This is a genomic window from Enterobacter cloacae subsp. cloacae ATCC 13047, assembly GCF_000025565.1.
GTDB classification, from domain to species: domain Bacteria; phylum Pseudomonadota; class Gammaproteobacteria; order Enterobacterales; family Enterobacteriaceae; genus Enterobacter; species Enterobacter cloacae.
In genome coordinates this window covers 5,180,013-5,205,024 of the sequence record NC_014121.1, presented here as the reverse complement: position 1 = coordinate 5,205,024, position 25,012 = coordinate 5,180,013, and the positions used below count along the sequence as shown (strand labels likewise).

At 55.2% G+C, this 25,012-nt stretch carries 25 protein-coding genes; 9 read left to right on the top strand and 16 right to left on the bottom strand.

Annotation, left to right across the window (positions count from 1 at the left end; all coding sequences use genetic code 11):
• Positions 1 to 70: 70 nt before the first annotated feature.
• Both cpxA and cpxR read right to left on the bottom strand, forming a co-directional pair.
• Entirely contained in the window at positions 71 to 1,444 is a 1,374-nt protein-coding gene (gene cpxA, locus ECL_RS25260) for an envelope stress sensor histidine kinase CpxA (RefSeq protein ID WP_013099331.1), read from the bottom strand.
• Positions 1,441 to 2,139, bottom strand: a complete 699-nt coding sequence (gene cpxR / locus ECL_RS25255; protein ID WP_044159097.1) for an envelope stress response regulator transcription factor CpxR — start codon at positions 2,137 to 2,139, stop codon at positions 1,441 to 1,443. The genes cpxA and cpxR overlap by 4 nt, the downstream gene beginning before the upstream one ends.
• A gap of 150 nt (positions 2,140 to 2,289) precedes the next feature.
• Here cpxR and cpxP point away from each other — a divergent pair, with 150 nt between their 5' ends.
• The 6 genes from cpxP (at position 2,290) to ECL_RS25225 (ending at position 8,436) form a co-directional block, all read left to right on the top strand.
• Entirely contained in the window at positions 2,290 to 2,796 is a 507-nt protein-coding gene (cpxP, locus tag ECL_RS25250) for a cell-envelope stress modulator CpxP (protein ID WP_013099329.1), read from the top strand.
• A gap of 152 nt (positions 2,797 to 2,948) precedes the next feature.
• Positions 2,949 to 3,842, top strand: a complete 894-nt coding sequence (gene fieF / locus ECL_RS25245) for a CDF family cation-efflux transporter FieF (protein WP_013099328.1) — start codon at positions 2,949 to 2,951, stop codon at positions 3,840 to 3,842.
• A gap of 174 nt (positions 3,843 to 4,016) precedes the next feature.
• The gene (pfkA, locus tag ECL_RS25240; protein ID WP_013099327.1) at positions 4,017 to 4,979 is read left to right on the top strand and encodes a 6-phosphofructokinase; all 963 of its coding nucleotides are present in this window, start codon (positions 4,017 to 4,019) and stop codon (positions 4,977 to 4,979) included.
• 235 nt (positions 4,980 to 5,214) lie between these two features.
• Positions 5,215 to 6,204: a sulfate ABC transporter substrate-binding protein gene (locus ECL_RS25235; RefSeq protein WP_013099326.1), complete on the top strand. Its 990-nt coding sequence runs from the start codon at positions 5,215 to 5,217 to the stop codon at positions 6,202 to 6,204.
• Between the two features lie 110 nt (positions 6,205 to 6,314).
• Positions 6,315 to 7,058 (top strand): CDP-diacylglycerol diphosphatase, encoded by a 744-nt coding sequence (locus ECL_RS25230; RefSeq protein WP_020686902.1) that lies wholly within the window; start codon positions 6,315 to 6,317, stop codon positions 7,056 to 7,058.
• Between the two features lie 73 nt (positions 7,059 to 7,131).
• Positions 7,132 to 8,436 (top strand): SLC13 family permease, encoded by a 1,305-nt coding sequence (locus ECL_RS25225; protein WP_013099324.1) that lies wholly within the window; start codon positions 7,132 to 7,134, stop codon positions 8,434 to 8,436.
• Positions 8,437 to 8,483: 47 nt separating this feature from the next.
• On the opposite strand, the gene tpiA is transcribed toward ECL_RS25225, so the two are convergent.
• On the bottom strand, positions 8,484 to 9,251 hold the full coding sequence (gene tpiA, locus ECL_RS25220) for a triose-phosphate isomerase (RefSeq protein WP_003862019.1): 768 nt from the start codon (positions 9,249 to 9,251) through the stop codon (positions 8,484 to 8,486).
• Between the two features lie 111 nt (positions 9,252 to 9,362).
• Positions 9,363 to 9,959: a DUF1454 family protein gene (locus ECL_RS25215; RefSeq protein WP_013099322.1), complete on the bottom strand. Its 597-nt coding sequence runs from the start codon at positions 9,957 to 9,959 to the stop codon at positions 9,363 to 9,365.
• 112 nt (positions 9,960 to 10,071) lie between these two features.
• Here ECL_RS25215 and ECL_RS25210 point away from each other — a divergent pair, with 112 nt between their 5' ends.
• Positions 10,072 to 10,491 carry a DUF805 domain-containing protein gene (locus ECL_RS25210; protein ID WP_013099321.1) on the top strand — a complete coding sequence of 140 codons (420 nt, stop codon included), beginning with the start codon at positions 10,072 to 10,074 and terminating at the stop codon, positions 10,489 to 10,491.
• Here the strand turns inward: ECL_RS25210 and fpr are convergent, their stop codons facing one another.
• From fpr to ECL_RS25190, 4 genes are all read right to left on the bottom strand, one after another.
• On the bottom strand, positions 10,492 to 11,238 hold the full coding sequence (gene fpr / locus ECL_RS25205) for a ferredoxin--NADP(+) reductase (RefSeq protein WP_013099320.1): 747 nt from the start codon (positions 11,236 to 11,238) through the stop codon (positions 10,492 to 10,494).
• Between the two features lie 96 nt (positions 11,239 to 11,334).
• Positions 11,335 to 12,345, bottom strand: a complete 1,011-nt coding sequence (gene glpX / locus ECL_RS25200) for a class II fructose-bisphosphatase (protein ID WP_013099319.1) — start codon at positions 12,343 to 12,345, stop codon at positions 11,335 to 11,337.
• A gap of 123 nt (positions 12,346 to 12,468) precedes the next feature.
• Complete coding sequence (gene glpK / locus ECL_RS25195; protein ID WP_013099318.1) at positions 12,469 to 13,977, bottom strand: glycerol kinase GlpK; 1,509 nt, start codon at positions 13,975 to 13,977, stop codon at positions 12,469 to 12,471.
• Positions 13,978 to 13,998: 21 nt separating this feature from the next.
• Entirely contained in the window at positions 13,999 to 14,844 is an 846-nt protein-coding gene (locus ECL_RS25190; protein ID WP_013099317.1) for an MIP/aquaporin family protein, read from the bottom strand.
• Positions 14,845 to 15,242: 398 nt separating this feature from the next.
• Here ECL_RS25190 and zapB point away from each other — a divergent pair, with 398 nt between their 5' ends.
• A complete protein-coding gene (gene zapB, locus ECL_RS25185; protein WP_013099316.1) occupies positions 15,243 to 15,482 on the top strand; it encodes a septal ring assembly protein ZapB in 240 nt (79 codons plus the stop codon).
• A gap of 584 nt (positions 15,483 to 16,066) precedes the next feature.
• Here the strand turns inward: zapB and rraA are convergent.
• The 7 genes from rraA to priA all read right to left on the bottom strand — a co-directional run bounded on the left by rraA (position 16,067) and on the right by priA (position 24,037).
• Positions 16,067 to 16,552 (bottom strand): ribonuclease E activity regulator RraA, encoded by a 486-nt coding sequence (gene rraA, locus ECL_RS25180; RefSeq protein WP_013099315.1) that lies wholly within the window; start codon positions 16,550 to 16,552, stop codon positions 16,067 to 16,069.
• 92 nt (positions 16,553 to 16,644) lie between these two features.
• Positions 16,645 to 17,565 (bottom strand): 1,4-dihydroxy-2-naphthoate polyprenyltransferase, encoded by a 921-nt coding sequence (menA, locus tag ECL_RS25175; RefSeq protein ID WP_013099314.1) that lies wholly within the window; start codon positions 17,563 to 17,565, stop codon positions 16,645 to 16,647.
• Positions 17,566 to 17,632: 67 nt separating this feature from the next.
• The gene (gene hslU / locus ECL_RS25170) at positions 17,633 to 18,964 is read right to left on the bottom strand and encodes an HslU--HslV peptidase ATPase subunit (protein ID WP_013099313.1); all 1,332 of its coding nucleotides are present in this window, start codon (positions 18,962 to 18,964) and stop codon (positions 17,633 to 17,635) included.
• A 9-nt stretch (positions 18,965 to 18,973) separates the two neighbouring features.
• Positions 18,974 to 19,504 carry an ATP-dependent protease subunit HslV gene (gene hslV, locus ECL_RS25165; RefSeq protein ID WP_008501802.1) on the bottom strand — a complete coding sequence of 177 codons (531 nt, stop codon included), beginning with the start codon at positions 19,502 to 19,504 and terminating at the stop codon, positions 18,974 to 18,976.
• 94 nt (positions 19,505 to 19,598) lie between these two features.
• Entirely contained in the window at positions 19,599 to 20,603 is a 1,005-nt protein-coding gene (ftsN, locus tag ECL_RS25160; RefSeq protein WP_013099312.1) for a cell division protein FtsN, read from the bottom strand.
• 93 nt (positions 20,604 to 20,696) lie between these two features.
• Positions 20,697 to 21,722, bottom strand: a complete 1,026-nt coding sequence (gene cytR / locus ECL_RS25155) for a DNA-binding transcriptional regulator CytR (RefSeq protein ID WP_013099311.1) — start codon at positions 21,720 to 21,722, stop codon at positions 20,697 to 20,699.
• Positions 21,723 to 21,841: 119 nt separating this feature from the next.
• Positions 21,842 to 24,037 (bottom strand): primosomal protein N', encoded by a 2,196-nt coding sequence (gene priA, locus ECL_RS25150; RefSeq protein WP_013099310.1) that lies wholly within the window; start codon positions 24,035 to 24,037, stop codon positions 21,842 to 21,844.
• Between the two features lie 200 nt (positions 24,038 to 24,237).
• Between priA and rpmE the strand changes: the two genes are divergently transcribed.
• On the top strand, positions 24,238 to 24,450 hold the full coding sequence (gene rpmE, locus ECL_RS25145; RefSeq protein ID WP_003862040.1) for a 50S ribosomal protein L31: 213 nt from the start codon (positions 24,238 to 24,240) through the stop codon (positions 24,448 to 24,450).
• A 48-nt stretch (positions 24,451 to 24,498) separates the two neighbouring features.
• Here rpmE and metJ read toward each other — a convergent pair whose 3' ends face one another.
• Positions 24,499 to 24,816: a met regulon transcriptional regulator MetJ gene (gene metJ / locus ECL_RS25140; protein ID WP_003862042.1), complete on the bottom strand. Its 318-nt coding sequence runs from the start codon at positions 24,814 to 24,816 to the stop codon at positions 24,499 to 24,501.
• Positions 24,817 to 25,012 lie beyond the last annotated feature (196 nt).

The following is a 25,012-nucleotide window of genomic DNA, read 5'->3' as shown; positions in this document are numbered from 1 at the left end:
GGGGCAAGGGTGAAAAAACCGCACCGAGCAGTCCCCTCTCCCCTTTGGGGAGAGGGTTAGGGTGAGGGGATTACGCGCGCTTATACAACGGTAGCCACAGCGTTAACCGCAGCCCGCCCAACGGACTGTCGTCGGCTTTCACCCAGCCGCGATGCTGCTGCATAGCGGTTTCAACAATCGCCAGACCCAGCCCGGTACCGCCAGATTCACGGTCCCGCGCCTCGTCGGTGCGGTAGAACGGACGGAAAATCTGCTCGCGATCTTCCGGGCTTACGCCTGGACCATCGTCATCCACAATGATGGTGATACCGTCTTTATCCACCGAGAAGGCCACCTCAATCTTCGTATGCGAGTAGCGCAGGGCGTTACGCACGATATTCTCCAGCGCGCTCTCCAGCGTGTTGGGGTTACCGTACAGCGGCCATGGCCCCGGCGGGAAGTTGACGGTGAACGATTTACCCATCTGTTCCGCTTCGAACGCCGCGTTGTCTAACACTTCATGCCACAGCTGATTGGCTTTCACCGTTTCGCTCACCAGCGCGTTTTTCTGCTGATTGCGCGACATCACCAGCAGATCGTTGATCATGCTGTCCAGACGCTGGGCTTCGGTTTCGATACGTTCCAGCTCTTTGCTCTCACCGCTGCGGCGACGCAGCAGTGCGGTGCCCAGCTGGAGCCGCGTGAGCGGCGTACGCAGTTCGTGCGAGATATCCGACAGCAGCCGCTGCTGCGTGGTCATCATGCGCTCAAGAGCGGTGATCATCTGGTTGAAACTGGCCCCGGCGGCAAGAAACTCCTGCGGTCCGGCTTCCAGCTCAGGGTGCTGTCGCAGGTTACCCTGCGCCACTTCGTCGGCGGCGTTTTTCAGCTTACGCGCCGGTTTTGCCAGGCTCCACGCCAGCCAAAGCAACAGCGGTGAACTGACCAGCATCGTCACAATCAGCAGCAGAAGCGGACGGTCAAACAGCAGGTTGATAAAATCGGACTGGGAATTGCTCGCCGGGCGAATCAAATAAAGCTGGTAGTTATCTTCCCCATCCCTGACTGAGAAAGGGCCCACCATCTCAACCCGACCATATTTTTTCTTCTGCGGATGATCGGCGTTATCCGCCTGGCCAATAAAGTTGCGGATGATCTGCATTTCATTGCGATCCGCGCCAATCACGCGGCCTTCGCTGGTCACCAGCAGCAGGCGTTGTCCGGGAGGTGCCCATTTGTCGATAGCGCGAAACAGCCTGCGCCACCACATCAAATCGTTTGGCGGATCGTTTGCCAGCTCGGCTTCTACGTGCTGCTCGATCATCACGCCCTGACGTTGCTCGCTGTCGAGAAGCTCCGTCATCTGGCGTGAGTCGAGTTTTGGCAACATCAAAACCAGCATTAAAACCAGTGCCAGCGTCAGCCAGAAGATGGCGAAGATGCGGGCGGTTAAGCTTCCTATCATGAAGCGGAAACCATCAGATAGCCGCGACCACGCAGGGTTTTAAACCACGGATGACCGTCTTTACGCTCCGGCAGTTTGCGGCGCAGGTTCGAGATATGCATATCGATGGCGCGGTCAAACGGCGTGAGGCGTTTACCCAGCACTTCCTGGCTTAAGTGTTCACGCGATACCACCTGGCCGAGGTGCTGTGCCAGCAGATACAGCAGGGTGAACTCGGTACCGGTCAGCTCCAGCGTTTCACCGTCAAAGCTCGCTTCCTGACGACCCGGATTGAGGCTCAGGGAGTCCACTTCCAGCGTCGGTGAACTGTTGTCAGTATTCTGCTGCTGTTCGCTCCAGTGGGAACGACGCAGGATAGCGCGAATACGGGCAACCAGTTCGCGGTCGTTGAACGGCTTCGGTAGATAGTCATCCGCACCCAGCTCAAGGCCGAGTACACGGTCTAGTTCGCTGCCGCGTGCGGTCAGCATGATAACGGGGGTCTGGTGTGTCTGGCGAAGCTCTTTCAGCGTATCAATGCCGTTTTTCTTCGGCATCATGACGTCGAGCAAAAGTAGATCGATGCTGTCGTCAAGGAGACTCAGCGCCTGCTCGCCATCATGGGCGACCAGAACGTTGAAACCTTCCATGTTGAGCAACTCCTTTAAAAGAGATGTGAGCTCTCGGTCATCATCAACTAACAGGATTTTATTCATTGTTTAAATACCTCCGAGGCAGAAATTACGACATCAAGGCTATCTAATCCATGACTTTACGTTGTTTTACACCCCCTGACGCATGTTTGCAGCCTGAATCGTAGACTGTCTCTCGTTGAATCGCGACATGAAAGATTTTGGGAGCAAGTGATGCGCAAAGTTACCGCTGCCGTCATGGCCTCAACGCTGGCGTTCAGTGCGTTTAGCCAGGCCGCTGTAGCTATCATCGGCGATAACGCGTCCTCACAAGAGGGCATCGCGCAGCACAGCAGCCAAAGCCATATGTTTGACGGCATAAGTTTAACCGAACATCAGCGTCAACAGATGCGAGATCTGATGCAGAGGGCACGACACGATCAGCCCCCTGTTAATGTTAGCGAAATGGAGACAATGCATCGCCTTGTCACCGCAGAAAATTTTGACGAAAACGCTGTACGTGCTCAGGCAGAAAAAATGGCACAGGAGCAGGTTGCCCGCCAGGTAGAGATGGCGAAGGTTCGCAACCAGATGTTCCACCTGTTGTCGCCCGAGCAGCAAGCGGTTTTGAACCAGAAACATCAGCAACGTATGGACCAATTGCGTAAGGTTGCACGGATGCAGCGAAGCTCAGAAACGACGCTTTTCAGTAGCAATAGCAGTACCCGTAGTAACCAGTAAACCCTGTTTTCCTTGCCATAGACACCATCCCTGTCTTCCCCCACATGATGTGGGGGTTTTTTTGCCCTTCATTCTGATGTGTTAACCGTTTATTCATCCTTTGACTCCGTAACCTTCCGTTATACTAGCGGCATGGCATGACAGGAGTATTTATGAATCAATCCTATGGAAGACTGGTCAGCCGGGCCGCCATTGCCGCGACGGTCGTGGCCTCAAGCTTACTGGTCATCAAAATATTCGCGTGGTGGTACACGGGCTCGGTCAGTATTCTGGCGGCGCTGGTGGACTCGTTGATGGATATTGCCGCCTCGCTGACCAACCTGCTGGTGGTACGTTACTCGCTGCAACCGGCGGATGAAGAGCACACCTTCGGGCACGGCAAAGCCGAATCGCTGGCGGCGCTGGCGCAAAGTATGTTTATTTCCGGCTCTGCGCTGTTTCTGTTTTTAACCGGCATTCAGCATCTTGTTTCGCCATCACCCATGAACGATCCCGGCGTGGGCGTGGTGGTGACTGTGGCTGCACTTATATGCACCCTTGTTCTTGTAACGTTCCAGCGCTGGGTGGTTCGAAAAACGCAAAGTCAGGCTGTACGGGCGGATATGCTTCATTATCAGTCTGATGTTATGATGAATGGCGCTATTCTTATTGCGCTCGGTCTGGCCTGGTATGGCTGGCATCGGGCCGATGCGTTATTTGCGTTAGGGATTGGCATCTATATTTTATACAGCGCTTTGCGGATGGGGTATGACGCGGTGCAATCGCTTCTTGACCGTGCGCTCCCCGACGCAGAACGCGATGAAATTTATACTATCGTGACCTCCTGGCCGGGTGTCAGTGGTGCTCACGATCTTCGTACGCGGCAGTCAGGGCCGACCCGCTTTATTCAGATTCACATAGAAATGGAAGACAACCTGCCATTGGTTCAGGCTCACGTTATTGCTGAGCAGGTGGAGCAGGCGATTTTGCAGCGTTTTCCTGGGTCAGACGTCATTATTCACCAGGATCCCTGCTCGGTTGTACCCGGTTATGTTGGGCTTTCGTAATTCGTTGTAAAAAAGTGAGCCAGGCCAGCATTTTGTGTATAAATTACCGCCATTTGGTCTGACCTGAATCAATTCAGCTGGAAGTGGTTGATATACTATTTGCAGTATTCGTTGGTCGACAAGTTTCTTCCGGCAACAGATTTCAATTTTGCATTCCTAAGTTCAGAGGTAGTCATGATTAAGAAAATCGGTGTGTTGACAAGCGGCGGTGATGCGCCGGGCATGAACGCGGCAATTCGTGGGGTTGTTCGTGCAGCGCTGACGGAAGGTCTGGAAGTTTTTGGTATCTATGATGGTTATCTGGGTCTGTATGAAGACCGTATGGTTCAGCTCGACCGTTACAGCGTATCTGACATGATCAACCGCGGTGGTACTTTCCTCGGTTCTGCGCGCTTCCCGGAATTCCGCGACGAACACGTGCGTGAAGTGGCTATCGAGAACATGAAAAAACGCGGCCTCGACGCACTGGTTGTTATCGGTGGTGATGGTTCGTACATGGGTGCAAAACGTCTGACTGAAATGGGCTTCCCGTGCATCGGTCTGCCTGGCACCATCGACAACGACATCAAAGGTACTGACTACACCATCGGTTACTTCACCGCCCTGGGTACCGTTGTGGAAGCGATTGACCGTCTGCGTGACACCTCTTCTTCTCACCAGCGTATCTCCATCGTTGAAGTGATGGGCCGTTACTGTGGTGACCTGACCCTGGCTGCGGCTATCGCGGGCGGTTGTGAGTTCGTCGTGGTTCCGGAAGTGGAATTCAGCCGTGAAGATCTGGTTGCAGAAATCAAAGCCGGTATCGCCAAAGGTAAGAAACACGCCATCGTCGCGATCACCGAGCATATCTGTGACGTTGATGAGCTGGCGAAGTACATCGAAGCAGAAACCAAACGCGAAACCCGCGCGACCGTTCTGGGTCACATCCAGCGTGGTGGTTCCCCGGGTCCATACGACCGTATCCTGGCTTCCCGCATGGGTGCGTACGCCATTGAACTGCTGCTGCAGGGTCACGGCGGTCGTTGCGTCGGTATTCAGAACGAAAAACTGGTTCACCATGACATCATCGACGCCATCGAAAACATGAAGCGTCCGTTCAAAGGTGACTGGCTGGACTGCGCGAAAAAACTGTACTGATCGGTGTTTGTATTGTGCCGGGTGGCGGCAAGGTAAATGCAAAACGGTAACCCCAGGGTTACCGTTTTTTATGGTTGCGCCCTCTCCCGTGGGAGAGGGTTGGGGTGAGGGCATCAGGCCACTCATCCACTTTTTTATTCCTCAAAGTTATAGCCAATCTTTTTTTATTCTTTAATCATCAATTCCGTTTCTGGCACGCTGCATTCATCAAAACACTACACATGAGAGCTGGGCGATGAATAAATGGGGCGTGGGTTTAACATTATTGCTGGCATCGACCAGCGTTCTGGCTAAGGACATCCAGTTACTGAACGTGTCATACGACCCGACGCGTGAGCTGTACGAGCAGTACAACAAAGCCTTTGCGGCACACTGGAAACAGGAAACGGGCGACAACGTGGTGGTTCGCCAGTCTCACGGCGGCTCTGGTAAGCAGGCGACCTCCGTCATCAACGGCATTGAAGCGGATGTGGTGACTCTGGCGCTGGCCTACGATGTGGACGCAATTGCCGAACGTGGCCGCATCGACAAAAACTGGATCAAACGCCTGCCGGATAACTCCGCGCCATATACTTCGACCATCGTTTTCCTGGTGCGTAAAGGCAACCCGAAACAGATCCATGACTGGAACGACCTGGTTAAACCTGGCGTATCGGTCATCACGCCGAACCCGAAAAGCTCCGGCGGCGCACGCTGGAATTACCTGGCAGCCTGGGGCTATGCCCTGCATCACAACAATGGCGATCAGGCCAAGGCTCAGGAGTTCGTCAAAGCGCTGTATAAAAACGTTGAAGTGCTCGACTCCGGCGCGCGTGGCGCCACCAACACCTTCGTAGAGCGCGGCATTGGCGATGTGCTGATTGCCTGGGAAAACGAAGCCCTGCTGGCAACCAACGAACTGGGTAAAGACAAATTCGAGATCGTAACCCCGAGCGAATCTATCCTCGCGGAGCCGACCGTTTCTGTGGTGGATAAAGTGGTCGATAAGAAAGGGACCAAAGCGGTGGCGGAAGCCTACCTGAAGTATCTCTATTCGCCGGAAGGCCAGGAAATTGCGGCGAAGAACTTCTATCGCCCACGCGATCCGGCGGTTGCGAAGAAATACGACAGCGTATTCCCGAAACTGAAACTCTTCACCATTGATGATGAGTTTGGCGGCTGGACAAAAGCCCAGAAAGACCACTTCTCTAACGGCGGTACATTCGATCAGATCAGCAAACGCTAGGCCTTTGTAACGAACGACACGGTGACCCGGTGTGAGAAATCCGCCGGGTTTTTTATTTGGTCATCATTTTGCGTTACTCTTTGGCCTCTACCGAAAACAGGGAACGCATTGTGAAAAAAATTATCTTACTGATTCTGATTGTTATCGCCCTTGCCGCGGGTGGCGTGTACTGGATGAAAGCAGGTAATCCGAATGCGTTGCGTCACATCGTGCTGGACCAGTGTGTGCCGAATCAGATCCAGCACCGCAATCCGGCGCCGTGTGCACAGGTGAAACCTGACGCGGGCTATGTGGTGTTCAAGGATCGCAACGGTCCGCTGCAGTACTTATTGATGCCCACCTACCGCATCAACGGCACCGAAAGCCCGCTTCTGACAAAGCCTCAAACACCGAACTTCTTCTGGCTGGCATGGCAGGCCCGTAGCTTTATGAGCATGAAGCACGGATCCGAGGTGCCAGACAGCGCAATTTCATTGACCATCAACTCACCCACGGGCCGCACGCAGAATCATTTCCATATCCACATCTCCTGCCTGCGCCCGGACGTGCGCGAGAAGCTCAATGCCGCGCAGGGGCAAATCAGCACCCAATGGCTGCCCCTTCCCGGTGGACTGGAAGGACATGAATATCTCGCCCGCCGGGTGACGGAGAACGAGCTGGTGCAGCGGAGTCCGTTTATGATGCTGGCGGAAGAGCTGCCGGAAGCGCGTGACCATATGGGGCGCTTCGCGCTGGCGATGGCCCAGCAGTCTGATGGCTCGTTTGTGTTGCTGGCAACCGAACGTAATCTGCTGATGCTTAACCGCGCGTCGGCTGAGGAATTGCAGGATCATCAATGCGATATCCTGAAGTGACCCCACCATAAATAGCGTTTACTCGTCCTGCCTGTCGCCGTAGACTTGCTGAAAAAAACGACAGGAGACAGGCATGTCGCTCTGGTTAACCCACCCTCTGTTTGTGCCCTCAGCGATCGTCGGCGTCACCATTGTGTTATGGGCGACGTCGCTATTGCCGGAATTCATTACCGCGCTGCTGTTCTTCACGGCAGCGATGACCGCCAGAATTGCCCCGCCGGAGGTCATTTTTGGCGGCTTTGCCTCGTCTGCCTTCTGGCTGGTGTTCAGCGGCTTTGTGCTTGGTGTGGCAATCCGGAAAACCGGTCTGGCTGACAGGGCTGCACGGGCGCTCTCCGCCCGGCTTACCGACTCCTGGGTGCTAATGGTGGCCAGCGTGGTTCTGCTGAGTTATGCCCTGGCGTTTGTGATGCCGTCGAACATGGGGCGTATCGCGCTGCTGATGCCCATCGTGGCCGCGATGGCAAAACGTGCCGGTATTGCCGACGGGTCGCGCGCCTGGTTTGGCCTGGCGCTGGCCGTTGGTTTCGGCACCTTCCAGCTTTCGGCCACCATCCTGCCTGCCAACGTTCCTAATCTGGTGATGAGCGGTGCGGCAGAGGGCTCATACGGCATTCATCTGAACTACGTGCCTTATCTGCTGCTGCACACGCCCGTGCTCGGTATTCTCAAAGGGTTGATTCTGATTGGTTTAATCTGCTGGTTATTCCCCGGCAGCCCGAAGCCGCCCAGGGATCTGGCACCCGCTGAACCGATGGGGCGAGATGAAAAACGCCTTGCCTGGCTGCTGGCGGTGGTATTGGGAATGTGGGTGACGGAGAGCTGGCACGGTGTGGGGCCGGCATGGACCGGACTTGCGGCATCGGTCATTGTGATGCTGCCACGCGTAGGTTTTATTACCGGAGAAGAGTTCTCGGCGGGGGTGAATATGCGCACCTGTATTTATGTGGCAGGCATCCTCGGTTTGGCCATTGTGGTGACGCAAACCGGTATCGGTCCGGCGGTGGGGGAGGCGTTACTGAAGATAATGCCGCTGGACGCCGACAGACCGTTCACCAGTTTCCTGGCGCTGACCGGGATCACCACGGCACTGAACTTTATTATGACGGCTAACGGTGTTCCGGCGCTCTATACCACGCTGGCGCAGAATTTTTCAGAGGCGACGGGCTTTCCGCTATTGTCTGTCATCATGATTCAGGTGCTGGGCTATTCCACGCCGCTGCTGCCGTATCAGGCGTCGCCGATAGTGGTGGCGATGGGCTTAGGAAAGGTGCCTGCAAGGGCGGGGATGGTGCTCTGTCTGGCGCTGGCAATTGCCACGTATCTGGTGCTGCTGCCGCTGGATTATCTGTGGTTTAGCGTTTTAGGTCGTTTGTAGCGATTTTGTAGGGCGGGTAAGCGCAAGCGCCACCCGCCACAACAGCATTACGCCTGCTTAGCCGCTTCTGCCGCTTTAACGATTACCGCGAAAGCGTCAGCTTTCAGGGATGCACCGCCAACCAGCGCGCCATCGATGTCTGGCTGGGTGAACAGTTCTGCCGCGTTAGAGGCATTTACGGAACCGCCGTACTGGATGATGACCTGCTCTGCCACTTTCGCGTCGGCTTTAGCAATGTGGTCACGGATGAATTTGTGAACCGCCTGAGCCTGCGCTGGGGTTGCAGATTTGCCGGTACCGATCGCCCAGACTGGCTCGTAAGCGATAACCGCGCCTTCGAATGCTGCCGCGCCCTGCGTCTTCAGCACAGCGTCGATCTGACGTGCGCACACTTCTTCCGTTTTGCCTGCTTCGTTTTCTGCTTCGGTTTCACCGATGCACAGAACCGGGATCAGACCCTGCTCTTTCAGCACCGCAAATTTCTTCGCGATGAACTCGTCGGATTCTTTGTGGTAGGTGCGACGCTCAGAGTGGCCGATGATGATGTATTTGGCGCCGATATCTTTCAGCATTTCAGCGGAGGTTTCACCGGTGAATGCGCCAGACAGGTTAACGTCAACGTTCTGTGCGCCCAGAATGATGTGGCTGCCGTCAGCGGCACGTTTAGCCAGATCCAGGTACATATCCGGCGGAGCGATAGCAACCGCGCAGCCAGTCACGCCAGCCAGCTCTTTACGCAGGTTCGCAACCAGTTCGTTTACCATGTGGCGGCTGCCGTTCAGTTTCCAGTTACCCATCACTAAAGGATGTCGCATTTCAATTCTCCACGCTAAATAAGCGAATTAAGGAATATGGCCACCCTGACGGGCAGCATGGTCTGTGAATCAGTATAGAGATTTTCCCTCGAAAGGCTTTGCTTTTTGTCATTAATTCGCCCCTCCGAGTGTGTCAGATAGTGCCAGCTTAATCGGTTCAACAGCGAAGGTCAGGCCTTTTTCGCCGTTATCGGCCACCACATAGCGCACCGCGCCTTCGGTTTCGGTGTAATAGCGCTTGTTTTTACCCGTAACCAGCAGTTTTTGCAGCTTTTGTTGGCTCTGTTTTTTTGTCAGTGCGGGCGTAAATGCCTGCAGCACCGCGCTCATGTACTCCAGCGCCTTCGCCTTGGCGGCTTTCTGCTCTGGCCCCTGAATCGGCAGCCAGGTGATCTGCATACTTTTGATTTTTAGCGTACCGCGCTCCAGCGCAGTGGAAGCGTACAGATTTTCGTTAATCTTGCTGGCGGCACGGGTCAGGTTTGGAGTATCGCGTGCGCCATCAATGGCGCGAAATTCATCCAGCGGCAGCGTTGGATTGGTTTTGTTAAACGTTTCACGAAACTGACTGATGGACTGATCGAACGATGGTGCACCCGCCAGAAGGTAGGGCGCGGTTGTCGGAGCAGGGGGTTCGGCGGCGTGCAGGGGGAGACCGGCGCTCAGCATCGCGAAACACAGGAAAAGAAGGTGTGCCGAATTTTTCATCAACATTGTCCCTGGCCGTAAGTGCTCATGATTAAATCGATATCTGGTCGGCTTGTCAAAAGGTCACAACTCCAGGGTAAAATGCGCACGATATGATAATAAGGAACCTTACATGACCATACAGCAGTGGTTGTTTTCATTCAAAGGGCGTATTGGACGCCGTGATTTCTGGATCTGGATGGCGACGTGGATTATCGCCATGCTGCTTCTGTTTTTTGTGGCCTATAACGCATGGCTGAGCACGCAAACCGCGGCGTTTGCGCTGGTTTGTTTACTGTGGCCAACCGCGGCCGTGGTGGTGAAACGCCTGCACGATCGCGGTCGTTCCGGTGCATGGGCTTTTCTGATTATTCTGGCGTGGATGCTGGTCGCCGGGAACTGGTCAATACTTCCGTCCATCCTCCCCTGGGTGGTGGGCAGACTGCTACCGACCATTATCTTTGTGATGATGGTTATCGATCTGGGTGCGTTCATCGGCACCCAGAGCGAAAACAAATACGGTAAAGACACTCTTGAAGTGAAATACCACTGATCACCAGTAGTGTTCGGCGGTCATATGACCCGGTCGGCGGCGAAGGTGTTTCGTCATCTGCCGGGTATCTTTCAGAAGCTGCTGAGTGTCCCGTACCATCTGCGGGTTACCACACAGCATCACGTGGCTGGTTTCGGCACGCATCGGCAAGCCAACGGCTTCTTCCAGGGCTCCACTCTCAATTAATGCCGGCACGCGGCCGGTCAGCGAACCTGCTGCCGTTTCGCGGCTTACCACGGTCTGGATTTTCAGCTTTCCGGCATACTGCCGCTCCAGCTCCTGCATCTGCGGCAGATAGCTTAAGTCTGCGGCGTAACGCGCGGCATGCACCAGCACGATGTTTTTAAACCGCTCCAGGTCTTTGCCGTACTGCAGAATGGAGAGATAGGGGCCGATGGCCGTGCCGGTTGCCAGCATCCACAGGGTTTCGCAGTCCGGAATTTCGTCCAGCACGAAGAAACCTGCTGCGTCACTCACAATCTGGACATCATCACCGGGTTTAAGCGCCGCCAGGCGCGGGCTAAGTTTGCCGTCCGGGACGGTAACCAGATAGAACTCGAGATCCGGATTATCGGGCGCGTTGACGTACGAGTAAGCGCGCTGCACGCGTTCGCCGTCGATATCCAGCCCCAGTTTGGCAAACTGTCCGGCCGTAAACGGATGGATGGGGGCGTGCACGGTGAGACTAAATAGCGCATCGGTCCAGAATTTTATCTTAGTGACTTTACCTGTTACCCAGTCCGCCATGATCTTCTCCTGTGCTGTTTCTCGGATCTATCTTCCGTATTTGTGATGAAGATATCCAGCCCATTCGGGCCGGAAAGCTCTATCGATCAAACGGTTTTACAGAATGTGCGTCTGTACGTCCGGGTCTTTACGGTCGAGATAGTGAATTGACTGAATGCGACGAATGGTGCGCGATTTGCCGCGGATCAGCAGCGTTTCCGTGGTCGCCATGTTGCCTTTGCGGGTGATGCCATCCAGCAGATCGCCTTTGGTGATGCCGGTCGCGGAGAAAACAACGTTGTCGCTGCGGGCCATTTCGTGAAGTGCGAGGACTTTATTGGCTTCGATACCCATTGCCTCACAGCGCGCCAGCTCATCTTCGCCAATGCGGCGATTCTCTTCGTTGTCGCCTTTGACCTCATGACGGGGCAGCAGGCGGGCCTGCATGTCGCCATCCAGCGCGCGAATCACCGCAGCAGAGACCACGCCTTCCGGCGCGCCGCCAATACCGTACAGGACATCCACTTCACTGTCTGGCATGCAGGTCAGAATGGAGGCCGCCACGTCGCCATCCGGGATGGCAAACACGCGTACGCCCAGCTTTTGCATCTGCGCGATGGTAGCGTCGTGACGTGGTTTCGCCAGAATGGTGACGGTGAGTTCGCTCAGCGGCTTGTTCAGCGCGCTGGCGACATTACGCAGGTTCTCTTCCAGCGGCAGGCTGAGGTCGATGGCGCCTTTCGCGCCTGGACCGACAATCAGCTTTTCCATGTACATATCCGGTGCGTTGAGAAAGCAGCCTTTATCACCCACGGCCAGCACGGCCAGCGCGTTGGCCTGACCCATCGCCGTCATGCGTGTGCCTTCGATCGGGTCGACGGCGATATCCACGGCATCGCCTTTGCCGGTACCCACTTTTTCACCGATGTAGAGCATTGGCGCTTCGTCGATCTCGCCTTCGCCGATCACAATAGTGCCGTCAATATTGACCTGATTGAGGACAATGCGCATGGCATGGACAGCCGCACCGTCGGCGGTATTTTTGTCGCCACGGCCAAGCCATTTATAGCCTGCCAAAGCAGCGGCTTCGGTAACGCGGGAAAACTCGATAGCAAGTTCACGTTTCATGAGGTACTCGTGCAATCAAAAGGAATTGCACGAAGTTTATCACAGAGTGGGGCGAGGCGAGGGGACCGGTACAGCCGGAGCCCCTCACCCTGACCCTCTCCCCGGGGGAGAGGGAATGTATGATTACTCTTCGTGCTCTTCCCACGCCAGGGCGCGTTTCACCGCTTTCTTCCAGCCGCTGTAGCGGTAGTTACGCTCGGTGGTTTCGATGCCAGGGCGGAATTCACGTTCGATAACCGCTTTTTCCTGCAGCTCGTCCAGATTTTGCCAGAAGCCGACCGCCAGACCCGCAAGGTACGCCGCACCCAGCGCGGTCACTTCGCGCACTTCCGGGCGTTCCACGCGGGTGCCCAGAATGTCGGACTGGAACTGCATCAGGAAGTTGTTCGCGACTGCACCGCCATCCACGCGCAGAGCGTGCAGACGGATGCCGGAGTCAGCCTGCATCGCTTCCAGTACGTCGCGCGTCTGGTAAGCGATAGATTCCAGGGTGGCGCGAATAATGTGGTTAGAATTCACGCCACGCGTCAGGCCGAAAATCGCGCCGCGTGCATACGGATCCCAGTACGGTGCGCCCAGACCGGTAAACGCAGGTACCACGTACACGCCGTTGGTATCCTTCACTTTGGTGGCGAAGTACTCGGAGTCGAACGCATCACTGATAAGCTTCATTTCGTCGCGCAGCCACTGGATGGATGCACCCGCCATGAACACCGCACCTTCCAGCGCATAGTTCACTTCACCGCGTGGGCCGCAGGCGATGGTGGTCAGCAGACCGTTTTCTGATTTCACCGCTTTCTCGCCGGTATTCATCAGCATAAAGCAGCCGGTACCGTAGGTGTTTTTCGCCATCCCTTCTTTAACACACAGCTGGCCGAACAGCGCCGCCTGCTGGTCACCGGCGATACCGGCGATAGGAATACGCGTGCCGCCTTTACCACCGATGTTGGTCTGACCGTAAACTTCAGAAGATTTACGTACTTCTGGCAGCATAGCGCGTGGAATATCCAGCGCGTCCAGCATCTTGTCATCCCATTCCAGCGTGTTGATGTTGAACAGCATGGTACGCGAGGCGTTGGTGTAGTCCGTGACGTGAACGCGACCTTGGGTCATCTTCCAGATAAGCCAGGTATCGACGGTACCGAACAGCAGTTCGCCGCGTTTTGCACGCTCACGTGAACCTTCCACGTGGTCAAGGATCCACTTCACTTTGGTACCCGAGAAATACGGGTCAACCACCAGGCCCGTGGCGCTGCGGACGTACTCTTCCATACCGTCGCGCTTCAGCTGTTCGCAAATCTCTGACGTACGACGACACTGCCAGACGATGGCGTTATAAATTGGCTTCCCGGTTTCACGTTCCCAGACGATTGTCGTTTCACGCTGGTTGGTAATACCAATTGCGGCTATTTCGTCAGAACTGATATCGGCTTTCGCCAGCACTTCGACCAGCGTGGAGCTTTGCGATGCCCAGATCTCCATCGGGTCGTGCTCTACCCAGCCTGGACGAGGATAGATTTGCTCAAATTCACGCTGTGACACGCTGACAATGTTCGCGTCATGATCCATTACGACAGCGCGGGAGCTGGTGGTGCCCTGGTCGAGCGCAACGATATATTTTTTTTCGGTCATGGTGTAAGTCCCGTAGTCAGATTACAGCGAAGCTTTTTGTTGTGCGGTAGAAGTCGTCTCTTTCTCCTCGTCCACACAGGTGTCGCACGGTAAGTGGCGACCAATTAATTTGCGATAGCTAAACGCACCCAGCGCAGCCCCGACAACCGGCGCAAACAGCGGAACCAGGAAGTAAGGAATGTCTTTGCCACCGGTGAAGGCCACGTCGCCCCAGCCAGCGATAAAGGCGAACGCTTTTGGTCCGATATCACGCGCCGGGTTCATCGCGAAGCCGGTCAGCGGGCCCATGGATGCGCCGATCACCGCAATCAGCAGGCCAATCAGCAGAGGTGCCAGCGGACCGCGCGGAATGCCGTTTCCGTCGTCGGTCAGCGCCAGGATAACGCCCATCAGAATAGCGGTAATCACCATTTCAACTGCGAACGCCTGCACAAAATTGATATGCGGGTTTGGATACGTTGAGAAGATACCTGCCAGATCCAGACTTTCGACGCTGCCGCGCACCATATGATGCGTCTGTTCGAAGTCGATGAAAAGATTGTAATAAAGCCCGTAAACTAACGCCGCTGCGCAAAACGCGCCGGCAAATTGAGAAATAATGAAAGGAACAACTTTGCGTCCGTCGAAGCACGCGAACAGCCACAGTGCGATGGTCACCGCCGGGTTAAGATGTGCGCCAGAAACCCCTGCAGTCAGGTAGATGGCCATTGCCACACCCAGACCCCAGATAATACTGATTTCCCACTGACCAAAACTGGCACCCGCCACTTTCAGTGCAGCAACACAGCCCACTCCGAAGAATATCAACAACCCGGTACCAAGGAACTCGGCAATGCACTGGCCTTTTAAGGTTGATGTCTGACTCATAATCGGAATCCTGAAGAGATTGATGTTTATTGTTAGCATGGCCGCCCGTGACAGCCATCATGTCCTGTAGACATAGTGTTAATTTATCGTTAACGAGCAAAAACGAGAAATATCGAAATCAAAATGTGTGGTCTGTGTCAATAAAATGAGCGTTTGCGCGCCATAAAGCGCATTTTTGCATCAGCGCGAGAGTGTGAGCTGAATCATTTCATTAACTAATGAGTTAACAACTTAGGGGTAATTGCCGCGAACGCACCAGGACGAGGCCGAAAAGTGTTGCAAACCGCGATCTGCGCGGTGTGTCGCTGGACAGGGGCGACGGGGCTTCATACAATCGGCATAGATGTTGTGCGCGTTTACGTTAAAGCGTCGCCTTGCAATTCAGGAGAGGTAGGATCATGTCTTTAGAAGTGTTTGAAAAACTGGAATCGAAAGTACAGCAGGCGATTGACACCATCACGCTGCTGCAGATGGAAATTGAAGAGCTGAAAGAAAAGAACAACAGCCTGGCGCAAGAAGTGCAGACAGCTCAGCACGGCCGTGAAGAACTGGAGCGCGAAAACAACCAGCTGCGTGAACAGCAGAACGGCTGGCAGGAACGTCTGCAGGCGCTGCTGGGGCGTATGGAAGAGGTTTAATTCCCCTGGGATTGAACTGAGTAGGCCGGGTAAGGCGAAGCCGCCACCCGGCTTTTTTATGGTTATCGCGAATGGGTAATAACCATAAAAAAGGCCGCCCAAGGCGGCCTTAACACTACTTGTCCTGCGCTGTCGTAGCAAAAGCAAAGAACACATTGGGTTCATCACTCTTCACAACGAGTACGCTGGCGACAATGAACGCGATACATAAATAGCGTTTCATTATGCGGTCCCTGCAGCTAACCGCTCCACCGTTCACCACCGGTGATAAGTCGGTGGACACAAGCCCTGGTATTAGCCTGTTTTACGGTTGTGAATACACCTTTCCCTGGACCGATGCCCATTTGCGAGATGGCGGAAAGGGACGCTGCATCATAATAAGCAGCAACCGTGGTGTTAAGGTATTCATAAAGAATTAGGATTTTATAAAGCTTCTGAGGGGTTGCCCAAGGTTTGGACGAGAGTATGATGAAGATCCTTGGTATTAGCCTGCAAGCCTTCCCAACGGACCGCGAATCCCGAGGGACAAAAAAACCGCCACATTGCTGTTGGCGGTTTTTTTTATGGCGCTCGCTTACTGTTTACTACTCAATATCCAGCGGATCTTCGGAGAGGATAATGCCGGTGTTATCGGCATAGAGATGGTCGCCGGAGAAGAAGGTCACGCCGCCGAAATTGACGCGAATATCGCTTTCGCCAATGCCTTCACCCGCGGCGCCTACCGGAATGGCGGCAATCGCCTGAATGCCGATATCGAGGTCTTCGAGATCGTCCACCTGGCGGACTGAACCGTAGACCACAATGCCTTCCCATTCGTTTTGCACGGCAATTCCGGCCAGTTCCGCGTCAATCAATGCACGACGTACGGAGCCGCCGCCATCAACCAGCAGCACGCGACCACGACCGTTCTGTTCGAGCAGATCGTACAGCAACCCGTTATCCTCGAAACATTTCACCGTGATGATTTGTCCGCCAAACGAAGACCGTCCACCAAAGTTGGAGAACAGCGGTTCAACGACGTTGACATCTTCCTGGTAGATGTCACAAAGCTCGGAGGTATCGTATTTCATAGGTTTAACGCTCTGTTGCTGCGAATGTGTTCATTATATCGTGCGAAATGCGTTGTTGGCAAAATCATCAATTGTTAATTGATATTTGTCAGTTAACTCAGCGTCTGGCTCAGGACAATCCCTATCACGAACAACAGGTTAGTGAGCAATGCGCCTTTTACCGTGCGCTCAAGCATCGGTGGCATGGCTGCCGGGCTGAGCTCACGCATCACAAAGCGGGCCTGTTTAATCAGCAGCGGCGCGGCGAGCACAAACAGCCAGCCCCAGAGACTATGCAGCGAGATCAGGTTGAACAGTGCGAGGCAGAGCAGGGCGCCCATCAGCAGGCAGGCATGATAGCGACGCGCGTTAACCGGCCCCAGACGCACGGCCAGCGTGTTTTTGCCGTTCTCACGGTCGCTGTCGATATCGCGCAGGTTGTTGATATTAAGTACCGCCGTTGCCAGCAGACCGCAGGCGGTGGCGGGCAGGAACAGGGCAGGAATAAGCGTATGCGCCTGTAAGTACCAGCTGCCCATCACGCTCAGCCAGCCAAAAAATACCAGCACGGAAATATCACCCAGGCCGATATAACCGTAAGGGCGCGTGCCGACGGTATAGGTAATGGCGGCGATAATAGCGAGCAGGCCCAGCACCAGAAAACCAATGAAATCACTGGTGGTTTTCGAGGCGACCGTCACCAGCGCCAGGCCGGATAAACAAATCAGTACCACGGTGATAATCAACGCGCGCTTCATCTGTGCCTGCGTAATCACCCCTTTCTGCATCCCGCGCAGAGGGCCGATACGGTCAGGCTTATCGCTACCTTTAACCGCATCGCCGTAGTCGTTGGCGAGATTAGAGAGGATCTGCAACAAACCGGCGGTGACCAGCGCCAGCACGGCAACCAGCGGATTGAAATACCCCTGCCACCAGGCAAGGACGGTACCGACGATAATCGCGGCAAAGGCCAGAGGAAGGGTTTTAGGGCGCAGACTTTCGAGCCACGCCTGAGTACGGCTGATATCAGTCATAGTTATTAAGCCAAAAAAATGGGGGCATTAGCCCCCATTAAATGTGATGAGAATGCAGTAACCGCGATTATAGGATAAAACGGCTCAGATCTTCATCTGCCACTAACGCATCCAGGTGTTTACCCACATATTCTGCGTCAATGGTAATGGTTTGACCGTTCAGGTCGCTCGCATCATAAGAGATATCTTCCATCAGGCGTTCCAGCACCGTGTGCAGACGACGCGCACCGATGTTCTCGGTGGTTTCGTTGACCTGCCAGGCCGCCTGGGCGATGCGTTTGATACCGTCTTCGGTGAACTCAATGTTCACGCCTTCGGTCGCCATCAGCGCTTTGTACTGTACGGTCACAGACGCGTTTGGCTCGGTCAGGATACGTTCGAAATCTTCAGTGGTCAGCGCCTGCAGCTCAACGCGGATAGGCAGACGACCCTGCAGTTCCGGGATCAGGTCAGACGGGCTGGCAATCTGGAACGCACCGGATGCGATAAACAGGATGTGGTCCGTTTTGACCATCCCGTGCTTGGTGGAGACGGTGCAGCCTTCAACCAGCGGCAGCAGGTCGCGCTGCACGCCTTCACGGGAGACGTCCGGGCCGGACGCGTTACCGCGCTTACAGATCTTATCGATTTCGTCGATAAACACGATACCGTGCTGCTCAACCGCGTCGATCGCATCCTGCTTCAGCTCTTCCGGGTTCACCAGCTTTGCTGCTTCTTCTTCAATCAGCAGCTTCATCGCATCTTTGATTTTCAGCTTACGCGCTTTCTGTTTCTGACCGCCCAGGTTCTGGAACATGGACTGCAGCTGGCTGGTCATCTCTTCCATGCCAGGAGGTGCCATGATTTCCACACCCATTGGCGCGGCGGCGAGATCGATCTCAATCTCTTTGTCATCCAGCTGGCCTTCGCGCAGCTTTTTGCGGAATGCCTGACGTGCCGCAGACGGCTCAGCCTGCTGTTCAGCCTGGCCCCAGTTGTTTTTCGCCGGCGGGATCAGCACGTCAAGAATACGTTCTTCAGCCATCTCTTCCGCGCGATAGCGGTTTTTCTCGATCGCCTGAACGCGAACCATCTTGATTGCCGAGTCGGTCAGATCGCGGATAATAGAGTCAACTTCTTTACCTACATAGCCCACTTCGGTGAACTTAGTGGCTTCAACTTTGATGAACGGCGCGTTAGCCAGTTTCGCCAGACGGCGAGCGATTTCGGTTTTACCGACACCGGTTGGGCCGATCATCAGAATGTTTTTTGGCGTCACTTCATGGCGCAGCTCTTCGTCAAGCTGCATGCGGCGCCAGCGGTTGCGCAGAGCAATAGCCACGGAACGCTTGGCGTTATCCTGGCCGATAATATGTTTGTCCAGTTCGCTGACAATTTCGCGTGGGGTCATTTCAGACATGGGAGATCCTTACGCTTTAGAGGTCAATTCTTCGATGGTGTGGTTGTGGTTGGTATAGATGCAGATATCACCCGCAATATCCAACGCCTTCACCGCGATATCACGCGCATTCATGTCGGTATTCTCCAACAGTGCGCGAGCCGCAGCCTGGGCATAAGGGCCGCCAGAGCCGATGGCAATCAGGTCGTTTTCTGGCTGAATGACGTCACCGTTACCGGTGATGATCAGCGATGCGGTTTCATCGGCCACGGCCAGCAGCGCTTCGAGTTTGCGCAGCATGCGGTCGGTTCGCCAGTCTTTCGCCAGCTCCACGGCGGCTTTCACCAGATGACCCTGGTGCATTTCCAGTTTACGTTCAAACAGTTCAAACAGCGTGAAAGCATCAGCCGTGCCGCCTGCAAAACCGGCGATCACTTTGTCGTTGTATAAACGACGGACTTTTTTCACGTTGCCTTTCATTACGGTATTACCCAGCGTGGCCTGGCCATCACCGGCGATTACCACGTGGCCGTTACGGCGTACACTTACTATTGTTGTCACGAGCAGACCCCCTGGTTACAGAATCGGGAAACAGAAGCCCTGAGCCTGTGCTCAGGGCTGAATAGAAAGATAGATGGGGGGGAATTTGGGGGTTTCAACCCCCGGAAGCAAGTCGGATGCAGTTTGTGTGACCGGCGACTTTCAAACGAGAAATGGTGCCATCGGCATTTTCTTTGCCTTTGACCGGGCCAATCACCACGCGATTCCAGCCGTTATTGGTGGTAATGCGCGAGTCAAATCCTTCAAATGCCAGCTGAGCGCGGACCGTTTCGGCCTGCTCGGCACCTTTGAACGAACCGCACTGCACCATCCAGCGACGTTCGTCTTTCTTCTCAGCCGTCTGCTTCGGTGCCTCGGTCTCTTTGGTGACCGGTGCGGCCTGCTGTGTTTTCGGCTGCTGCGCGGTGGTATGCGCAGGCGTCTGCAGCAGATCCTGATACGGTTGAGCCGTTTGCTTCTGCGTCTGGGCCTTCGGCTGCTGAGCAGGCTGAGACTGCGCCGTTCGCGTTTGCGGCTGCTGGTACGGCTGTTCCGTCACGCGCGGCTGCGCTTTAGGCTGCTGTACCGGCTGGTTTTGCGTCCACTGCTGCTGTTGTTGTTGCTGCTGCTGAATCTGTGCCTGACGCTGGCGCTGCAGTTGCAGCGTTTGCTGACGCTGAGCCGGCGTTTGTTCATTCCACGGCACTTCATTCAGCTGCGTAGGCTGCTGGCGCATATCGGCCTGCATCTGTGCCAGCAACTGACGCTGTTCGTCCGTTAGCTGATCGGCATTTTTCACCTCGCCACCGGCGGATGGCTCGGTCGGCGCACGCACGCCAGGCTGACGGCTTTCCAGCTCTTTAATATAGCGCCAGCGCTCTTCAGGCTTCGGTGGCAGACCATTTCCAACCACTTTGTTGCCCTGAAGGGCCTCAGCCTCTTCTTTTTTATGGTGCGTGATAAAGTACAGGCCGCCGATGAAGGCCACCAGTACCGCCGCAGCAATAGCGACCATTGCTGGCGAGACAGCAGGCAGGTTACGTTGCTTTTTCTTTGCGCTACTCTTTTTGCGTCGCGAAGGTGCCGGCTGGCCGCGACGTACATAATCTCGTTGTGCCACTATCGTTTCGCTGTATTTATTCGTTCGTCAGTCCGCCATGTTACTTAAGCGGCGGGGCTTTGACCAGATAAGGGTGTCCTAAAGACATTTACTTTAAGTCAATGCCTGGGTAGAACCACGAATAATCAGTTCGCAGTCCAGCAACCTCGATCCGCTGCTAACTGTTTGACCCTGCAACTGATCGAGCAAAAGAAGCATCGCTTCACGGCCAATGTCGTAGCGTGGCTGCGAAACGGTTGAGAGCGGGGGATCGCAAAATTCTGAAAGCGAAATATTATCGAAACCGATAATCGACAAATCTTTCGGTATGCGCAGGCCGCGGCGTTTCGCATACGATAATGCCCCCAGCGCCATCACGTCGCTGTGGCAGAACACTGCGGTAGGCGGCTCAGGCAACGCCAGTAGTTTTTCCAGCGCCTGACCACCGGCTTCGAAGGAAAAATTACCGCGCGCAATGTAGTGCGGATCAACCGTCACGCCGGTTCGGCGAAGCGCCTGAACATAGCCCTGCAGGCGATAGTGACACAGCGGCATCTCTTCTGGCCCGGCAATGCAGCCAATCCGTTTATGCCCCAGCTCCTGCAGGTAGTTAACGGCGTTGAACGCGGCGGTCAGGTTATCAATATGCACCGTTGGCAGTTCCAGCTCCGGCGCAAATTCGTTGGCCATTACCATCGGCGGTAAATTGCGCTGCTCTTCAATGCTGGCATCAAACGGCAGGCGCGAACCAAGCAGCAGCATGCCGTCGATCTGCTTGGTGATAATGAGGTCGATAAAGGTTTTTTCCTGCTGATTCTGGTGCGCGCAGTCGCCAATGAGCACCAGATACCCTTGCTCCGCAGCGGTCACTTCGATGCCGCGAATAATTTCGCTGAAGAAGGGATCGCAGATGTCCGGCACAATCACCAGGATGGTCCGCGACTCATTACGTTTAACGTTACGCCCCATCGCCTGTGGGAAATACCCCACTTCCAGCGCGGCCTGTTCTACCCGGTTGCGGGTCGCCTGAGAGACTTTATCCGGGTTCATTAATGCGCGGGACACGGTTGCCGTAGAGACTTGTGCTTTCTGGGCAACGTCTTTCATGGTCGCCGTGGCAACCTCTTTCCTGGACTTCAACGTCTTCTCCTCGCCTGAACACCGAACTTCTGACGCCACCATTTTTACAGATAGTTAATGGAATCGGTTACAGAATTTTCATAAAAAGTGTGAGGGACGTTAAATTTTTCGATCCGGCTTCAGCCTTCGATGGGATCAACGTCAAGCACCCACTTCACTTTGCGCGCTTCTGGCAGGGTGTTGATCAAGGCCAGCGTGCCGCTGACGATGTGCTGTAAACGGATGCGCGAAGGGTGTTGCAGCAAAATCTGCCAGCGAAAACGTCCGCCGCGCTTGGGGGCCAGCGCCGGAACCGGCCCTAAAATCCATAGTTGATTATCAACCAGCGGGCTGGCCTGCAGAAGGTTTCTCAACTGCTGCAGGAAAAGCGGCGCCTGCTGGATGTTATGATCTTCCGCGCGGATGAGCACGTGGCTGGTCCACGGGGGAAGTTGCATGGTCTGGCGTTCAGCCAGCGCCTGCTCGGCAAACGCGTCATAGCCTTTGTGCAGCAGGGTTTGCAGCAACGGATGCTCAGGATGGTGCGTTTGCAGTACCACTTCGCCCTGTTTCCCGGCGCGTCCCGCGCGTCCGGCCACCTGGGTATAAAGCTGGGCAAAACGCTCGGCTGAGCGGAAATCGGCAGAGAACAGTGCGCCATCGACATCCAGCAGGGCAACCAGCGTCACGTCCGGGAAATGATGACCTTTGGCCAGCATCTGGGTGCCAATCAGGATGCGCGCGCCACCGCGATGCACTTCTGCCAGCTGCTGTTCCAGCGCCCCTTTACGGCTGGTGGTGTCCCTGTCGATTCGGGAAATGGGCACATCCGGGAAGAACGGCTCCAGGGCCTGTTCCAGCTGTTCAGTGCCCAGACCGACCGGCACGATGTGCGTTGACCCGCACGACGGGCACTGACGCGGCACCGGGCGCTGGCTGTCGCAGTGGTGGCAGCGCAAATGGCGCTGGGCCTGATGGAAGGTGTAGTAGTGGTCGCAGCGCGGGCATTCTGCGATCCAGCCGCAGTCGTGACACAGCAGTGCCGGGGCAAAGCCGCGTCTGTTGAGGAACAAAATAACCTGATTGCCCGCCTGCAAATGCTGACGCATCCGGGTGATAAGGGCAGGTGCTAACCCCGCCTGCACCTGCTGACCTTTCAGATCCAGCACGTGTTGAATGGCCGGACGCGCATTCCCCGCGCGACGCGTCAGGCGCAGCATATGGTATTTACGCTGACGAACATTATGCAGCGTTTCGAGCGCCGGGGTAGCAGAGCCCAGAATAATGGGGATTTGCTCGCTGTGCGCGCGATAGACGGCCAAATCGCGGGCGTGATACCGCCAGCCTTCCTGCTGCTTATAAGAGCTGTCGTGTTCTTCATCAATGACGATGACGCCAAGATTTTTGAACGGTGTAAACAGTGATGAACGGGTGCCAATCACGATCGCCGCTTCGCCGTTTTTCGCTTTCAGCCAGGCGCTGAGGCGTTCGCTGTCATTCAGGCCAGAGTGCAGCACCTCAACTGGCGCATTAAACCGCTCGCGAAAGCGCGCGATGGTTTGCGGCGTCAGGCCAATTTCCGGCACCATCACCAGCGCCTGTTTGCCCTGCGCGAGCACGTTTTCCAGCACACTGAGATAGACTTCTGTCTTGCCGGAACCGGTGACCCCGGCCAGTAGCCAGGCGGAGAAATGGCCGGAGGCACTGTGGATCGCCCCCACGGCGGTGGCCTGCTCGGTGTTCAGGCGCAGGCGATCGCCCGAGACGGAAAATCGCTCCCGCCAGTCATACAGGGCCGGAGCCTCGCTTGCCAGTTCGCTCAGCCCTTTTTTTCGTAGTGCCTGGAGCGCGGTTTCGCTGACTTCCAGCTCATCGACCTGATGGCGCCAGATTTTCCCCTGACGCAGGGCGGCCAGCGCCTGCTGTTGTTTCTGGGAGCGCTTCAGGCTGTTAATGTCCACCGCCTGGCCCTGTTCGGTCGCAAACCAGTACCACATTGGCGCGTGGCTGGCGCTTTTGCCCTGGCGCAGCATAATCGGTAAAGCGTGGAACAGAACATCGCCAATCGGATGATGATAATAATCCGCCGCCCATAGTAGCAGTCGCCAGGTGCTGGTGGAGTAAACGGGCTCGCTGTCGAGCACCTCAACGACCGATTTCAGTTCGTTAAGCGGCAATTCGCTCTTGTCGCTGACGGAGACGACGATCCCTACGCGCTGCTGTTTGCCAAAGGGCACGGTCACGCGACAGCCCGCTTTAACGCTCATGCTGTCGGGCAGCAGATAGTCAAACGTGCGGGGAAGCGGAACGGGCAGGGCAACGTGAGCGACGGGCATCGAATCTTCCTGACTTGAAAAGTGGCGCGTTAGTATACACATTAGTGAAAGCGGCGTGCGGATCAGTTTGCATACGTTGGTCAAATTCTGTATGATTCGCCGCCTTTGGTGTACTTTACGCCAAAGAACTTACATTCAACATCGCGTGGTGTCTGGCGTTAGGGCTGGAAGAGCGACGCGGCCTTAACTGAGGTTCTCCCATGAAAAAAGATATTCACCCGAAATACGAAATGATTACTGCAAACTGCTCTTGCGGTAACTCTATCCAGATCCGCTCTACCGTGGGTCACGATCTGAACCTGGACGTGTGCGGCAAATGCCACCCGTTCTACACTGGTAAGCAGCGTGACGTTGCAACCGGTGGCCGTGTTGACCGCTTCAACAAGCGTTTCAGCATCCCGGGCGCTAAATAAGTTTCCCGAAAAAAAGGCACCGCAAGGTGCCTTTTTTGTATCCGCTTATCAGTATTCCCACGTCTCCGGGTCGATACCCAGTTCACGCATGATCACCTTCGCCTCTTCCGGGATTTCGTCGCTACGCTCTTTGCGCAGGTCGTCATCGTTCGGCAACGGTTGGCCGGTAAACGCATGCAGAAACGCTTCGCACAGCAGTTCGCTGTTGGTTGCGTGGCGCAGGTTGTTCACCTGACGACGCGTACGTTCATCGGTGAGGATCTTCAACACCTTCAGAGGAATGGAAACCGTAATTTTCTTTACTTGCTCACTCTTCTTACCGTGCTCAGCGTATGGGCTGATATATTCGCCGCTCCATTCAGCCATGAGATACCTTTAATCCTCTCAGTCATTAATCTAAAGGTGCAAAACCTGTAACCGTCGGTTTTGAACCGTAAACCTGCGTAGTTTACCGTAGAGACGATACCGTGGCACGGATATTGCCGCTGCAGCGTGCACTAAAGCATATAATTTTAACGGCTATTTGCGCATTGCTCAATCTATACGCAAAGAAGTTTAGATG